General features: G+C 64.0%; 10 protein-coding genes. 6 read left to right on the top strand and 4 right to left on the bottom strand.

Annotated features, from left to right (window positions below):
- Positions 1 to 1,002: 1,002 nt before the first annotated feature.
- The gene (locus tag QZ269_RS05135; RefSeq protein ID WP_291424975.1) at positions 1,003 to 2,283 is read left to right on the top strand and encodes a hypothetical protein; all 1,281 of its coding nucleotides are present in this window, start codon (positions 1,003 to 1,005) and stop codon (positions 2,281 to 2,283) included.
- A 107-nt stretch (positions 2,284 to 2,390) separates the two neighbouring features.
- Here QZ269_RS05135 and QZ269_RS05140 read toward each other — a convergent pair whose 3' ends face one another.
- The 3 genes from QZ269_RS05140 to QZ269_RS05150 are packed head-to-tail and all read right to left on the bottom strand — an operon-like array spanning position 2,391 to position 6,167.
- A complete protein-coding gene (locus QZ269_RS05140; RefSeq protein ID WP_291424977.1) occupies positions 2,391 to 3,338 on the bottom strand; it encodes an MJ1477/TM1410 family putative glycoside hydrolase in 948 nt (315 codons plus the stop codon).
- Complete coding sequence (locus tag QZ269_RS05145; RefSeq protein WP_291424979.1) at positions 3,335 to 4,084, bottom strand: hypothetical protein; 750 nt, start codon at positions 4,082 to 4,084, stop codon at positions 3,335 to 3,337. Before QZ269_RS05145 ends, QZ269_RS05140 begins: the two co-directional genes overlap by 4 nt.
- On the bottom strand, positions 4,068 to 6,167 hold the full coding sequence (locus QZ269_RS05150; protein ID WP_291424981.1) for a hypothetical protein: 2,100 nt from the start codon (positions 6,165 to 6,167) through the stop codon (positions 4,068 to 4,070). Before QZ269_RS05150 ends, QZ269_RS05145 begins: the two co-directional genes overlap by 17 nt.
- Before the next feature lie 533 nt (positions 6,168 to 6,700).
- Here QZ269_RS05150 and pelF point away from each other — a divergent pair.
- From pelF to QZ269_RS05175, 5 genes are all read left to right on the top strand, one after another.
- Positions 6,701 to 8,320 carry a GT4 family glycosyltransferase PelF gene (gene pelF, locus QZ269_RS05155; RefSeq protein WP_291424983.1) on the top strand — a complete coding sequence of 540 codons (1,620 nt, stop codon included), beginning with the start codon at positions 6,701 to 6,703 and terminating at the stop codon, positions 8,318 to 8,320.
- Positions 8,317 to 9,816 carry a hypothetical protein gene (locus QZ269_RS05160; protein ID WP_291424985.1) on the top strand — a complete coding sequence of 500 codons (1,500 nt, stop codon included), beginning with the start codon at positions 8,317 to 8,319 and terminating at the stop codon, positions 9,814 to 9,816. The genes pelF and QZ269_RS05160 overlap by 4 nt, the downstream gene beginning before the upstream one ends.
- Positions 9,813 to 10,832 (top strand): NAD-dependent 4,6-dehydratase LegB, encoded by a 1,020-nt coding sequence (locus tag QZ269_RS05165; RefSeq protein WP_291424987.1) that lies wholly within the window; start codon positions 9,813 to 9,815, stop codon positions 10,830 to 10,832. Before QZ269_RS05160 ends, QZ269_RS05165 begins: the two co-directional genes overlap by 4 nt.
- A 138-nt stretch (positions 10,833 to 10,970) precedes the next feature.
- Positions 10,971 to 11,714, top strand: a complete 744-nt coding sequence (locus QZ269_RS05170; RefSeq protein ID WP_291424989.1) for a nucleotidyltransferase family protein — start codon at positions 10,971 to 10,973, stop codon at positions 11,712 to 11,714.
- Positions 11,711 to 12,598, top strand: coding sequence for an NAD(P)-dependent oxidoreductase (locus QZ269_RS05175; RefSeq protein WP_291424991.1), 888 nt, complete (start codon positions 11,711 to 11,713; stop codon positions 12,596 to 12,598). Before QZ269_RS05170 ends, QZ269_RS05175 begins: the two co-directional genes overlap by 4 nt.
- Before the next feature lie 109 nt (positions 12,599 to 12,707).
- On the opposite strand, the gene QZ269_RS05180 is transcribed toward QZ269_RS05175, so the two are convergent.
- A complete protein-coding gene (locus QZ269_RS05180) occupies positions 12,708 to 14,717 on the bottom strand; it encodes a hypothetical protein (protein WP_291424993.1) in 2,010 nt (669 codons plus the stop codon).
- Positions 14,718 to 15,251 lie beyond the last annotated feature (534 nt).

Raw genomic sequence — 15,251 nt, forward strand, 5'->3', positions numbered from 1 at the left:
CTGGGACGCGAGCGCGCACAGGCAACGCAGGGCTGTGGTCTAGAAATCAAAACGGCGCTCATTTATCCGCAGTCTGCACCGCAGGCGAGTTCCTGCCGCTCTGTTCAGGCTTACTTCGTCAGGCTGGTGTACAACTCCAGGACACGCTCGTTGCAGTCACCGATGGCGCACCTTGGCTGGCGTCACTCTGCGAAACAATGGGGGTACACCAGCATATTTTAGACGTGTACCACAGCAGTTCGTACCTTGAGACGGTGATGCTGGCTCTGGGCTGGGAGGACGAGAGGCGAGACGAAGAGCATCGCACCTGGGTCAAAGGCCAATGGAGTGGGCGTGACTGGCTCAAGATTCATCTCCCAGAGGAGATGAATCCAGGGTGGTCGCCACAGGCTAAAACAGCAGTGTCTTACCTGAAAAACCGCGTCCACCTCATGGATTATCCTCGCTCTGTAGAACAGGGGTTCCCTATCGGCTCTGGGCAGATAGAGGGAATGAACAAACAGGTGATTGGTGGTCGCATGAAAGGGTCTGGGATGCGTTGGTCACGCCCTGGGGGGCACCGCATGGCCACAATACGGGCGCAACTCTTTTCACGCAATCCTTTGGTGAGCGTTCCGTTACGACGTCACGCCGCTTTCCCCAGGCCGACCCCGAAATCCTGAGATGCACCCATCAGATACCTTGCGGGGAAGGGTACCGGAGAGGCCATACCCTGAACCGCCTCGCTGCCGGGTTTCTCATCCACCTTCTAGCCATCCTCTGGCCAGACATGCGACCCTTAAGCATGATCCCACCGAGGGAGGCCAGGCCAGTCCCGAACTCTGCTCCAGTCCCGAACTCTGCTTCATGGCTCCGGGCCTTGATTGCAGGCCGCGATAAGCGTGCTGCTGATTCTTTGGCCGGGGCTTTTTATATGCTGTTGTCCAGGCCAGCGCACTTTTGTGGCACGCGATCTGGCTGCCGAGGAAACGCTCTGAACCTGGCCGAGGAGCGCTCTTTTATATGAGAGCCTATACCCTCCTGGCCCCGCTTCTTGTGCTTGTAGCAACTGTGGGGCTGGGGCAGAGTGTGCGGACAGTACATCCGGCCGACAGTACATTCAAAAAGCTCGATACGGCGCTGCATACCCTGTTCAGTAAACTTGGGCTGATTCGGGGGCCGGTCTACGGCGTCCTTCTCTCGCAACCCCAGCGCCGGGCCAGCGATTACGCCGCCGGACTGCGTGCCCGCACCCTGGAACTGAACTGGTCACTGGCTGAACCGGCCAACACTGCCTGGAACAGTGCCTACCTGAATTCCAAGCTGGCCGAATATCAGGAAGACCGCAGGGCCGGGTTTCAGGTGGTGCTGGACTTCGGCATACAGTATCCGCCCCGCTGGGTCATGGACGGCCCGGATACTCACTTTGTCGATCAAGACGGCGCGAACTACAACAGCGCCAGCTCCGGAGCCAATCCGCTTAACGCCGTGTTCAATCAGGCGGTGCGCGACAAGCAGGCCGCCTATATTCACCACGTTTTTCAGGTGCTTGGCCACAATTTTTTGGCGGTGCGCCTGGGCTTCGGGCGATACGGCGAAATCGGCTATCCGCCCGTGGCGCCGGGAGCCAACAGCTACTGGGGCTTCGATCAGCTGGCGCTGGGCAAGCGTCCGGGGCTGGCCCGTGGCGTCGGCCTCAACCCGGTACCCCACTGGCAGGCTGGCGCAGGCCCGGTCGGTGCCGAGGAACAGCAGCAAGCCCTGGTGCTAACCGGGTGGTATCTGGAAGCACTGGGCAATTACCAGGACTGGCAGATCGAAACTGTGCGGCGTGACTACCAGGGCCGACTGTTTATGCTGTACCCGTCGTTCGGAATGCGGCCCGGCCAGCTCGGGGCTGCCGTTACCGGGGGACTCCGTGGGCAATCGCCTGCCGAGCGCAACACCGATTTGCAACGCGGACTAGATTTCGAGCGACTGGTCTGGCGCATCAGGGACCCGCTGGTTTCACCCTACACGACCTGGCTGGACGCCGACGGCGACTTCATCAACGACGCCAGCAGCGACCCGACCTTCTGGAGTCCGGTGCACTATCTGGTGCTGCTGTCTTCCCAGAATTCCCGGAATCTACAGGTTTGGGGTGAGAATACCGGGGCCAACAGCGTGGCCGATCTGGAACGCTGCCTTCAGCGTGTCCGGGCGTACCAGCTTGGGGGGATGTTCTGGGCCTTCAACGAGGATCTCTATAGCGGCCAGCACGCCTCTATAGAACAGCTCAAGGAGGCGCTGTCCAGGAGGCAGTAATACGGACTGCGCTCAGCCGCAGAACAGGGCAGGCCCCTTCGAGGGTGCCATTTTGCCCAAGAGAGCACCGCCTGTGCCCCCATAACAAAAGGTCCCTATCCTTGCCTTCAGGGTTGCGGCACAATCAGGCGGTCTAGATTCCGCTCGGCAAGGTAAGGCACCAGTCCGGCAGACCGGGCGCGGGCAGCAACACTTTTCATCAGTTCCGGCTGATCGGCATATTCGATGGTCAGGACTGGTTTGGCGGCCTTTTGCCACAGGCGGTAATTCGAGAGCAGTTCGGTCTGCCGCTCCGGTTCGGTCGGCTGGTTGGTGGCATAGACGAATGTTTCCTCGTTGCCGCTGGCATCGGCGCAGGCCGCGTAACCGGGATCGCGGATCAGCTCGGAGGCATTTTGCGGAATAATGACAAAATTGGGGTTTTTCGCGCGGGCATGGGCCGCGACCTTGCACACCCAGTTGACCATGTCGGCGCGGGCCGTGGGCCGGCCCGGGTTGCGCTGGTAGCCGTCTATCAGGTCCATGTAGACGCCGCTGAACCCCTGGGCCATCACCTGATCGAGCTGGGCAAGGGCAATGCTTTGCCAGCCAGGGTCCCAGTACGCCACGTCGTAGTTGCCGGGCCAGTCGGGATCGGCTCGCAGCAGCCAGCCTGGCGGGCCGACCTTCCAGTCTTGTTGCCAGTACGGGCGGTAGCTTTCCGCCGCGCCCATGCTCAGGTAGGCCACCAGCCAGCGCCCCTGCGCCGCCGTACTCACCTCCCTACTGGTCCACGGCTGGCCGCTATCGTCAAAGGGATCGACGACCACCAGCTCAAAGGGCGACGTGACCACCGCACCCAGCCGGGCCGCGCTGTACCCGGTCAGTTGCACTGCCCAGCGCTTTACGCTGCCCAGCGCCGGGCGGGCCGGAACCGGTGGGCGTGGCACTGGTGTAGGTGGCACTGGCACAGCAGCGGAGTTTCCTGAAGCCGGTCTGTCTGCTGCCTTCCTAGGCGTTTGCGAACAAGCAGCCAGCATCAGCAGGGGAAGGCAGGCCAGAGCGAGCGGATTCATGTTGACTCCAGACTAACCCATCCACCCGCTAGGGTCAGGCCACGGTTACTGACAAAGGTCGGCAGCCCGGAGGCGGCGGCCAGTTGCCGGGCGGCCAGCGCCAGTGCAGGCCGGTCGGCATAGTCCAGGGCATGTACGGCCACCCCAGCGCGGCGGAGTTTGGCCAGCCAGTGGGCGGTGTACTTTAGCCCCGCTGCGCTGTGCAGGGCGTAGGGGCTATGGCTGGTGCTGAACGCTTCGAACAGGACGCCGCCGCCCGCGCCCAGCAGCCCGCTTAACTGCGGCCACAGCCCGAATCCCCGGTTGGCCCACAACACTGCCCCCGGAAAACGCTGGCGCAGCAGGCCCAGCAGGGTCAGGGTCGCCCGGGAATCGGCACTGTCGAGCGTATCGAGCAGCAGCCCGTCGGCGTGTTGCAGCGCCTGCCCGGCCCGCTCTAGCACCGTCCGTTGCCAGTCGGGGTGCGAGACGTCCACGAGCACGCTGTTCCAGGCGGGATTGGCCCGCAGGTGATAGGCCGCGCTACCCGGCAGGCAGGCCCAGTCCTGTAGCGCATGGTCTTCTCCCAGGCTCAGGTAAGCCAGCACCTGGGTACCGCCACGCCGCAATTGCCCAAGCTGGGCGGGGGTATACAGCGCTGACTGCACCGCCACCCGCGCAAAGGTGCCCAGGGTCGCCACGGCGGGCGCATTCGCCGGGCCGTAGTACACCGCCAGCGTGGGCGCGGGGTCAGCGAGAAACGACATTCACGCTCACCTGCCCCTGCACGTCTCCACTTTGCAGCCGTAGCGGGGTTAGGGTGGCCGGGCCATAAACCTCACCCGCGACGCCGCCGGTCAGCAGGTAGGGCAGCGCCCGATTCCCGGCCTGCCCGCCTAGGGAAGGGGCTGGGCCAGGCCGGGACGCGGTCAGGAGCACTGAATTTTTGCGGCGATCATACAGGCCGCTCAGGGTTGCGTCGTCCTGGGCGTGCAGGGTGCGGGTGCGGCGCTCCAGATACCGGCCCAGGTCGTCCCAGCGCAGGGTGGTCAGCGGCAGGGTCGAGTAGGTGCTGTAGCGCTCAAGCAGCGCCCGCACCCAGTCGGTTGCCAGGCTCCGGCCAGGGGCGTATTCGTGCAGGTTGGGCTGGTGCATGTAGTGCGGAAACGCCTGACCGGCGAGCAGGTGCCCCAACGCCAGGCTGCTTTCTTGGGCCAGCACTTCGTCGTAACTCAGGTCGTGGTTCCAGTGGGGCGCGCTGCCCCCAGGCCCGTACACCCCGTTGTAGTAGGCCACTTCCTCCTGCGCGGTGGTCACGAAGTAAGCCAGGCCGTTGGGCCAGCGCGGCACCAGAAAAAGAGCCGGGTTCAGTGGATGAACCACCCCGCAGGTCGGGCAGGCCGGGTCCCACTGACTGGCGACACTGTGGTTCGAGGCCAGGTACAGCACCCCCAGTTGCTGCGCGGCGCTAAGCAGCCCGGTGTTACTGCGCCGCAGCCCCAGGTCTTGCTTGGTTCCGGTAGGGGCGCCCGCGTCGTGTGTGCCGTCGTCGTTTGGGTCGAGGTAGCCCAGGCCCGACTGCTCGCCCGTGACCACGCTGTGCTCGTTGAAGTTCAGGCCCAGCTGCGCTCCGAGTGCAAAGTTCTCGGCCAGCTGGCGTGTGGCGGTAGCCTGATCAAGTACGTCCATCCTCAGGTGATCCCTGGTGTGATTGACCCAGTCGAACGTTCTGGCAAGGCAGCGCGAAGCACTACTCAGCGAGTCGGCGGCCCCCGCCAGCTGCTCGCGGGTACACAGCGCCGGGGCAGAGGGCTGTGCGCCGCCGCCGTTGAAGGCCACCGCGTAACGGAACTGGCGGGCCAGCGGAAAATCGTGTTGCAGTGCCTGCTGCTGGTCGCGTACCCCCAGCGCCTCGCTGCCATTAAGACGGAAGCCAGCCCCCGGCCCAGGTGTTCCGCTGGCGGCCCCGCCCCGCGACTTACTGGCCACCTTTCCAGTCAGAAACCAGTCGTCAATGTCCACCTGTAAAAAGCGGCGGTATTCGCCCAGGTGCACCCCACGGGTCAGCCATTCCAGCAGGCCGTAGCCTAGCAGCTGCGTGTGCAGTAGCGGGGGGGCCTGCGTCATGGTCAGCAGCAGCCGTTCACGCCCGTCAGGGGCCGTCGAGGTCGCGGCCAGGACCAGCCCGTTGGCGTCGGTCAGCAGAGGAACGACGTGCTGGCCTTTGCCACTCGGAGAATCGGCGGTCACGCTGGCAGGATAGCTTGGCGCGTAGATCACCGGAACAGGCTGAGCCGTCAGGGCCAGCAGGGCCTGTCCGGCAGGCGTGGCCCGCATGGTCGTCTGGCTGACTGCGGCCCCGGCGACTGCCCGCAGGCCGTACTCCTCGGGCACGGCCCCGGGCCACCCAAACAGGGCCAGCTGCCGCACCCGGAATACCCGCTCGTACTCGAACAGGCTGGCCCACTGGGCACCGGTCAGGGCGCTGCGCTGTTCTCCGGGTGCGTCTGCCACGGTCAGCAGAGCGCTACTGGTCAAAATGACGCCCTGGTAGCGTCCCACGCCGTCTTGCCGAACCAGGTCGCCGCCTGTCAGCGGGTGGCTACTGGCATCGAGGATGTCGAAGGGAATACCCGACTGCTGCAACATGCTGCGGGCACTGCTCAGGCCAAAATCCCCCGCGCCACTGCTTAGCACCAGCACCTTCAGCATGACCTTGTCCGGTTGCAGCGTTGCCCCAGGCGTCAGCGCCGGTAATAGTGCTGCTGCCGGAGCCGCTGACGTACCCTGGCCCAGGGCCGCAGTCAGCCAGAGGAGCAGGAAAACAAGAAGGTGGGCCGGGCGTTTCATATCAGGTACACAGCTTCGCAGTTTAAACGAGCTGGTCACGATTGGTACGTTGAGCCGCCTAGCTATTCGGTACTGGGGGGGTTCCATACCGCGCAGTCCTGTAGTTCCTGTGACTCACTAGACCTCTTGCAAAAGTCGCCCGGTTATTCTAATTAGGTTTGCTCCTACTCGCCCTGCCCGGCCAAAGTGGGGATTCGGGGCGGCCCGACCCCCCACTTTCGCAAGAGGTCTACTGTCTGGGACTCGCCGATTTCATCCCCCAGTGTGGGGGGATAGGGTCGCAGTCCGTATGATACCCAGCTGGCAGACCGGGTCTAAAGTTACTGTGTGGCAGCGCTTTCAGCCTATTCTGGTGCAGCGCAATCCGGAGTATGGTAAGCCGCGTGCCTACGCGCTGTAAGAATTCTGCGCGGGGCTCCGTCCTAAATTGGTGGCAGAGCTGTTCCCTGCGTTTCTCTGCTCATTTGCCATCCCCTCACCTCTGCACCCCCAAATTTCCGTCCTGCTGCGCCCGCACGACCTCTGTTTCCCCTATGACCTTACCTGCCGTTTCCCTGCCCGTGGGCCAGCATTTCGCTGCCCGGATCGCACTGTATACCGAGGGCACCTATCCTCAGGCCCACGGGGGGGTCAGCGTCTGGGTCGACCAGCTGGTTCGCGGGCTGCCCGATCATCATTTCTCGGTGCAGGCCATCAGCGGGCTGCCGTATCTCCGCGCCGCCCTAAGCATACCCGGCAACGTAGAGGTTACGCAGATTCCGCTGTGGGGGCCGCCGCCTGGGCGAAGTGGGGGAACGGTCCAGAACCGGGCGCAGCGCGGCGACTTTCAGGCGCAGGTGCTCCGGGCTTACGGTGAACTGCTTGAAGGTCTGTGCCGCCTCGATCTGGACCAGTTCTGTGACGCGCTGCGCCGCCTGAGCAGTCTGGGACTCCAGGGCAGCCTGACCCCGGCGCTAGACAGTGCCCGCGCCGCGCAGCTGACCTTGCAAGTCTGGCACGCGCAGGCCACCGGTCAGGCCGGCGCGCCGCAAAACCGCCACCGCCCGCGCCTGCCCCGGCCCAGTGTGGCCGACGCCCTGGAAGTGCAGGTCTGGCTGGAACATGCCCTGCGGCCCCTGTGCAGCCGCCCACCGGAGGCCGACGTGGGGCACGCGGTTAGCAACGGGTTCGCGGCGCTGCTGGCCCTGCACGGCTACTGGCAGCGCGGCACGCCATTTCTGTTGACCGAGCACGGAATTTACCTGCGTGAGCGGTACATCGAGTTCCGGCACACTAGTCTCTCGCCGGGCTACAAGACCATGCTGCTGCGGTTTTACCGCCTGCTGTGTTCGGCGGCCTACCGTGAAGCGGCGCTGGTGCTGCCGGGGTCGCACTACAACCGCCGCTGGGAGGAAAAACTGGGAGCCGCGCCCGACAAGGTGCAGTGCATTTACAACGGCATTGACCCCAGTATCTTTCCCCCGGCGGAAAGCGAGCCTGAGCAGCCGGTGGTTAGCTGGGTAGGCCGGGTAGACCCCCTTAAGGACCTCGAAACGCTGATTCGCGCCTTCGATCTGGTGCGCCGCCGCCGCCCCGACGCCCGCCTGCGGCTGTTCGGCGGAACCCCGGCGGGCAATGAGGGCTACGAGCTGCACTGCCGTCAGGTGGCCGCCGGACTGAACCTGGATCAGCATGTGGCCTTCGAGGGGCGGGTGGCCGACATCACCGATGCCTACCGCGCCGGGCAGGTCGTGGCCCTGACCAGTGTCAGCGAGGGGTTTCCTTACACCGTGATCGAGGCGATGGCTATGGGCCGCCCGCCTGTAGCGACGCGGGTGGGCGGCGTCCCCGAGGCGGTGGGCGACGCCGGACTGATTGTGCGCCCACGTGACCCGATAGGGGTCGCCAGCGCTCTTATTCGCCTGCTGGACGACTACGACCTGCGTCAGCGTCTGGGAAAGGCCGCCCGCGAACGGGTCATGAGCTTCTTTACGCTCGACGGCTGCCTGGAAGCTTACCGCCGAGCCTATCCGCTGGCGCGTTCGGGAGGCCGGGGGCCAGCAGCGGCCAACGAGCCACGGCAGACGGCGGGCCAGCAGTACGACCCGGACCCTGACGACCTCAGCCAGTTGAACTGGTTTTCGGACCTGCAAATTTCACTGGGGAAACAGTGACGCGCCCGCCGGAGCACCGGGTGCTCACCGGTTTCGATATTCTCAGCGAGCGATACCGCCAGGAGAACACTCAGGAGAGTGATGCGGGCGCTGCTGGCAGTGGGACTGTGCCGGAACCCTTGCCCGACAAGCTGCGCGAGGTCGACCTGACGCTGCGCCCGGACCGCGAGCGGGCAGTGGACGCGCTGGAACTGGCCGCCTATCTGGAAGCCGACGGCCTAAGCGACGAGAGCCTGCGGGAGCGTTACGGAGCCGGGGGCCTCTTTGCCGCCGCCGAGCTGCTCTATGCCCAGCGCGGCACTGGGCGTGCCCTGGAGCGCAGACACGACGAACCCGCGCCGCGTTTTCCCTGGCACCTCGCGCAGCGGGGGTTGCTGTACCTGATGCCGGGTGTCGGTGGGCTGCTGCTCGGCGGCGCGGTGGGAGCAGGCGCCACCCTGGCTTTTGTATTCGCGGCGGCCTTCGGCTGGGGATACTCCATGCTGATTACCAGCCTGCGTTATGCCGAACCCTTTGGCGTGCCGGGCCGGGCGCTGCGGCTGGCGCTGGCGCTGGGCGGCGCGTGCGGACTGGTCGGGGGGATGCTGGCCGCCGGCCTGGCCAACCCGGCCCAGTGGTCGCAGCAGTGGTCGCAGGGCCTGCTGCTAGGCGGCGTGGTCAGCCTCGCCACGGCGTCGTCGGGGGTTTTGCTCTCGCTTGACCAGCGCGGGCAGGTGGCCGCTGCTTTTGCGCCGCCGCTCCTGCTGGCCGCCGGGGTTGATCTCTTGCCTCACCTGTTCCCACACTCGCCGCAGGTTATTCTGGCGCAGCAGCTGTTGCTTGCGCTGGCCCTGCTGACCTTCGTGGGCCTTCCGCTGCTGCTGGCGCTCAGAGCGACCCGTACCCCCGGCGTGTTGCCCGCCCGCTGGAGCAGTTTCCGGCCCGGACTGCTGCTGGCGGCTTACGGCTGGGCCCTGGCCGCCACCTTCGTGGGGCTTAACCAGCAGCTGGGAGGCTGGGCGCTGTTGCCGGTGGTGCTCAGCGCCGGACTGCTGGAAGCCGGGGTCTGGAACGCCCAGCAATACCTACAGTATTTTGCGCGGCGGCAGGGCGAATTTTCGCAGCTGGTGCGGCGCGGCATCTGGCAGGTGATCGGCACGGCGCTGGTCTACGGGGCGGTGCTGCTTGGTGGGCTGCTGCTGGCCGGGCCGGGAGAGTGGCTGGCAGTACGGCTGGGGGTGCCCGGCCTGGCTATGCCGGGAGAATCCACCCCTGGTTTCAATGCTGCCCCGCTCCGGTCTGTGCTCTTCACCGTCCCGGCGTTCGGTACGGCGCTGCTGCTCAGTACATGGCTGGCAAATCAGCGGCGCAGCGGCCTGCTGCTGGTGCTGTGGGCCGTCCTTAGCCTGCTGCTGGTGCTGCGGGTGCTTTCGCCGCCGCAGTTGGTTGTCGCTGCGCTTTTCGTCCTTCTACCCCTCACCACTGTCACCCTGCGTGATCTCCGGAGTTACCGATGAATCAAACTGCTTCCCCCGACCTTCAACGTCCCCTGGTCGCCGTCACTGGTGCCGACGGCTTTATCGGCTCGCACCTCACCGAGGAACTGGTGCGGGCGGGTTACCGCGTGCGGGCCATGGCTATCTACAACTCGCAGGGCAGCTACGGCTGGCTCGATACGGTGGATCCCGAAATCATGCAGCACGTCGAGGTGCAGCTTGGAGACGTGCGGGACGCGGGCAGTGTCAAGACGCTGATGCGCGGCGCCCAGACGGTGTACCACCTCGCCGCACTGATCGCCATTCCGTACTCGTATGTGGCCCCGCGCTCGTATGTGGATACGAACGTCAGCGGCACCCTGAACGTACTGGAAGCCGCCCGCGAACTGGGCACCGGGCGCGTGATCCATACCTCGACCTCCGAGGTCTACGGCACTGCCCGCACCGTGCCCATTCATGAATCACACCCGCTACAGGGCCAGTCTCCCTACTCGGCCACCAAGATCGGGGCCGATAAACTGGCCGAAAGCTACTTCCTGAGCTTCGCCCTCCCGGTGGTCACGCTGCGCCCCTTCAACACCTACGGCCCGCGTCAGTCGGCGCGCGCGGTTATTCCGACCATCATTTCCCAGGTGGCGGCGGGGCGCACCGAGATTAAGCTGGGCGACCTGCGCCCCACCCGCGACTTCAACTATGTGGCCGATACCGCCCGCGCTTTTCGTGCCGTGGGTGAGGCTGGCCCCGAGGTGCTGGGCCGCACCCTCAATGCCGGGTCAGGCCGCGAAATCACCGTGGGCGACACCGTTAAGTTGATCGCGCAGGTCATGGGCAAACAGGTCGAAGTCCGGCAGGAAGACGAGCGCCTGCGCCCCGAGGGCAGCGAAGTGATGCGCCTGTTGGCCGACCACAGCGAGTTGCAAAAGCTGACTGGTTGGCAGCCGCAGGTCACGTTGGAAGAGGGCCTGGGCCACACCGCCACGTGGTTTACCGACCCCACCAACCTGGCGCGTTACCGCGTGGATCAGTACACGATCTAGAGCAGTTTGCCTAAAAAGGCCACGGTGATTTCGCGGCTTTTGAGGCCGGGCGGGCAGGCCCCACACGGACTCTGCTTTGCCCCCACCGCAACCGTAATGCGCCCCTCTACCGACCACTCGACCGTTCAAGGAGTTCCTATGCACGCTGTTATTCTCGCTGGAGGCAAGGGCACCCGCCTGCGCCCCTATACCACCCACATTCCTAAGCCGCTCGTTCCCATCGGTGACCAGCTCTCGATTCTGGAAATCGTGCTCTATCAGCTCAAGTCCTTCGGATTTACCCGCGTGACGCTGGCGGTCGGGCACCTGAGCCACCTGATCCGGGCCTTCGTTGGCAACGGGCGGGAATATGGCCTAGATATCGACTACACCGAGGAAGCCTCTCCACTGGGAACAATCGGCCCGGTTCTGAACGTGCTGCCCTGGCTGCCCGACCAGTTTCTGATCATGAATGGGGACGTGCTGACCGACCTTAATTACGCCGAATTCCTTGACGGCCATATCAACAGTCAGGCTCCACTGACCGTCTCGACCTATCACCGCGAAATCCGCAGCGAATTTGGCGTGCTGGACGTAGACGCTTCGGGAGAAAAGATCGTGGCCTTCCGTGAAAAACCGGCAGTTCCCTTTCAGGTGAGCATGGGCGTTTACGGCATGACCAAAGTGACCCTCAAGCGCTACCAGCCGGGGCAGGTGCTGGGCTTCGATACGCTGATGCTCGATCTGCTCGCGGCAGGCGAACATCCGCGCAGTGACCTGTTCGGCGGGTACTGGCTTGACATTGGCCGCCCCGAGGATTACGACAGCGCTAACGAACAGTGGAGCGAAATGCAGCGCGTGTTACTGCCCGGCGGCGTACCGCAGCGGAGTCAGAGGACGTGACCCGCGTGCTGCTGCTGGGGGCCAGCGGCTTTCTGGGGGGCGTGATCGCCGCCGAGCTGCGCCGCGCCTCGGTGGAAGTTGTGCCTGCCCAGGGTGACTTGCTGGAGCTTGACGCGGCAGCCTGGGCCGCGCGACTTGAGGGCGTAAACGCCGTGGTCAACGCTGCCGGACGCACCGCCGGGTCCCTAAGCGAACTGACCCGCGCCAACGTGCTGCTGCTGGCGCAGGTGCTCGGGGCGGTGCAGGCGGCGGGCGTGCGCCTGATTCATCTGGCCTCCGCCGCAGAGTACGGCCCAGCCCAGCCCGGCGAGGCGAGCCGCGAGGACAGCCCCACCCGGCCCGTTTCCGTGTACGGGGCCACCAAACTGGCAGGCACGGTCTTGCTCCAAGAAGCGGTCCGCACAGGCCGCGCCGACGCCCTGGCTTTGCGGCTTACCAATCCGGTGGGCGCGGGCATGAATCCCGGCTCGCTGCCGGGGCGGGCCGCCCGCGAACTGCGTGAAGCTGCCGGGCAGGGTCAGACCAGTGTGCGTTTCGGGCCGCTGGGAGCCTTCCGCGACTTTATCGCTGCCCCAGAGGTGGGCCGGGCGGTGCTGCATTTTTTGCCTGGACAGCCTGCCACCGCCCCTGCCCAGACAGCTGCCGCGCTGGACGGCGTGCTGAATCTGGGCAGCGGCGAGGCCCGTCCGGTACGCGACATTGTGACCGGGCTGGCGGCACTGGCGGGGTATCAGGGACAGCTGGTGGAAGATGCGCCCGGCAGCCCCCGCAGCGGCGACGTGCCGTATCAGCGGGCCGACACCACTCGGTTGCAAGCTGCTGGATTCGTACCTGCGAACAGCCTAGAGAGCGCGTTACTTGACCTCTACACCGCTGGGCACTGAAGTCGGATATCAGAGTGCGCCACTGCGAAAATAATAGCAGCGGCGCACTCTGGTTTGTCCTGTTAGCTTTACAGTTTCCTGGGGTCTTCGGAATTGAGCGGAGTCCGTATTACTTCGCGGTCACGCCCACGGTCAGGCTGCCCGCGACAGTCCCAGTCTGAACCCGGTAAGCGCCGTAGCTGACGCCGTCTGTCGCGCCGGTCAGGGTTTCTGTGACTGGCCCAGCCGTGCTGGTCAGGGTCACGGTTCTGGCCGTGCGGTCCCAGATTCCGCTGAGGGTTCCCGCAGCCTTGGCTTTTTCCTCTGCCGTGTGGGCAGTGATGTAGCTTCCCAGATTGTCCCAGGAGGGTGTGGCCAGCGGCAGCGTGCTGTACTTGCTGTACTTGGTTAGCAGCGCCTTGATCCAGTCGGTAGCGAGGCTCTGCCCAGAGGCGTACTGGTTTAGGTTCTGAATATGCATGAAATGCGGGAAGGACGCGCCCGCAAGCAAGTGGTTAAGGGCCAGATCGGATTCCTTGTCCAGAATCTCGCTGTAAGACAGGTTGTGGTCCCAGAAGGGCAGCTTGCCCGTGGGGCCGTAGATGCTGTTATACCAGGCGGTTTGCTCGGCGGGAGCTGTCACGTAGTAGGCAACGTTGACGGGCCAGCGCGGCACTAGAAAAATACTGCTGTTCAGGGGGTGTACCAGGCCGCAGGTCACGCAACTGGGATCCCACTGGCTGGGCACACTGTGATTCGAGGCCAGGTACTGCACGCCGCTGGCCGCCGCAGCACTGAGCAGGTTGACGTTACTGCGCCCCAGCCCCAGGTCTTGCTTTGGGCCCAGAGTATTGTCAGCTTTTCGCGTGCCATCGTCTGCTGGGTCCATGAAGCCCAGGCCGCTGTGTTCACCCGTGACCAGTGAGCGGGTACTGACCGCGAGGCCCAGTTTGCTGCCAATCGTGAAGTTGCTCTTGATCTCGTCAAGGGCCGTGGCGTAGTCCATCACGTCCATCCGGTAGTGGCTCTTGGTGTGGTTAACCCAGTCGAACTGCCCTGAGAGGCAGCGGGTCACGCTGGTCAGCGGGTCACCCGTAAGGCCACTAATGGGCAAGCAGGTATTCCACGCCCGCTCATCGGCGTGGGTTCCGTTGAAGGCCAGGGAATACTTGAAGTTTGATGCCACCGGATAATTCCATCTCAGGCGGTTTTGCTGGTCGGCCAGACTCAGCGCGTCGGTCCAGGACGGGCGAAAGGGCGTAGGTGTGAGCTGAAGGTTGGCGTCGAGATGGTTGCCGGAGCCGAACCAGTCGTCGATATCCACCTTCAGGAACCGCTTGTGGGCTCCCAGGTGAACGCCACGGGTCAGCCACTGCACCAGTCCATAACCCAGCAGTTCGGTGTGTAGCAAGTTGGGGTTCTGAGCGGTGGTCAGCAGTAAGCGTTCACGGTGGTCTGCGCTGGTGCTGGTCACCGCCAGGATCCGGCCATTGGGATCGGTCAGTAAGGGCTGTGTGGTCACGCCCGTGACACTTTGCATGGTTGAGGGATAGGTATACGAGTATTTGGCCGGAATGGAGCTTCCGGTAAGGTCGCTGAACACGGCCCTCCCGGCAGTGCTGATATTTAGAGTCGTACTCGAGGTTTCTGCACCGTTGACTGGCCGCAGGCCGTAGTCCTCGGGAAGCGCTCCAGGGTAGCCGTAAAGGGCCAGCTGGCGCACCTGGTAGGCCGCCTCGTACTGAAAAAGCGTGTTCCACTCGTTGCTGTCAAGCGCACTGACAAAGTTGCCGTTGCTGTCTTGCACCGACAGGGCGCTGGTGGTCAGGATAATGCCCTGGTAGCGTCCTACGCCACTGCTGTCAATAAGCGAATCGGCACTGAGTGGGGTCGCCGTGGCATCTATCACGTCATACGGCACCCCTGCCTGCTGCAACATAGCCTGGGCGCTGGCGAGACTCACGTCACCTGCGCCGGTCCCGAGAACCAGCACCCTGAGAGCAACTTTATTGGTCTGTGCACCGGTTCCGAGCGCCTGTGAGTTCAAGCGTTTTCCTGGCAAAATAGTGGTCTCACCCAGCCGGGCCTGACTGGGCAATTTGCTGATATCAGGGCCGGGCGCAGCACTCGTGACAGCCATGGAAAGGGCCTGAGCATTCAGGGTTGTCTGGCCTGGGGCCGCAGCGGTTGGAAAAGCTGCGCTGGCTTTAGGGGTCTGGTTCTGTCCACACGACGCCAAAATGAGGGCCAAAGTTACTACAGGCAAGGTTGGATTGACTTTAATCTTCATAAAACGCTCCTGGGGCCTACACAGACAGCCTCTAGCGGCAAAGGGCAAAGGTATTGATGAGGTCTACAGGATCACGCCGCAAGGCTCAAGCGGGAATTTGATGGGTCGTTACCGCAATCAGTAGCTGCCAAGTGTAAAATATGTCATATTGCTGTCCTATTACTACCCTCTCAGTTACCCCCCTCCAACGGCACGCTCCGGGTGCACCTTGGTCTCAAAATGCCGCTCTTGCAGGTCATAGCCGCTGAGTTGCCGCCACTGACCCTCCGGCAGGTTCAGTGGCGGGCTATAAATACGGACTCCGGTTCAGTAGTCCGGAACCTTTTTGACCAAAAAGCAAGTGGGGTCGGTTACGTTGGTGTGTGAAGACTCAACGAACGGCCC

Origin of the sequence: Deinococcus sp. (assembly GCF_018260405.1) — a bacterium.
In the GTDB taxonomy this organism is placed as follows: Bacteria; Deinococcota; Deinococci; order Deinococcales; family Deinococcaceae; genus Deinococcus.

What these genes read in the sequence shown, in the direction of transcription:
- QZ269_RS05140 (WP_291424977.1), bottom strand. Translation starts at nt 3,338, where the DNA reads ATGAATCCGCTCGCTCTGGCCTGCCTTCCCCTGCTGATGCTGGCTGCT.
- QZ269_RS05170 (WP_291424989.1), top strand. Translation starts at nt 10,971, where the DNA reads ATGCACGCTGTTATTCTCGCTGGAGGCAAGGGCACCCGCCTGCGCCCC.
- QZ269_RS05165 (WP_291424987.1), top strand. Translation starts at nt 9,813, where the DNA reads ATGAATCAAACTGCTTCCCCCGACCTTCAACGTCCCCTGGTCGCCGTC.
- QZ269_RS05145 (WP_291424979.1), bottom strand. Translation starts at nt 4,084, where the DNA reads ATGTCGTTTCTCGCTGACCCCGCGCCCACGCTGGCGGTGTACTACGGC.
- QZ269_RS05180 (WP_291424993.1), bottom strand. Translation starts at nt 14,717, where the DNA reads ATGGCTGTCACGAGTGCTGCGCCCGGCCCTGATATCAGCAAATTGCCC.
- QZ269_RS05135 (WP_291424975.1), top strand. Translation starts at nt 1,003, where the DNA reads ATGAGAGCCTATACCCTCCTGGCCCCGCTTCTTGTGCTTGTAGCAACT.
- QZ269_RS05150 (WP_291424981.1), bottom strand. Translation starts at nt 6,167, where the DNA reads ATGAAACGCCCGGCCCACCTTCTTGTTTTCCTGCTCCTCTGGCTGACT.
- pelF (WP_291424983.1), top strand. Translation starts at nt 6,701, where the DNA reads ATGACCTTACCTGCCGTTTCCCTGCCCGTGGGCCAGCATTTCGCTGCC.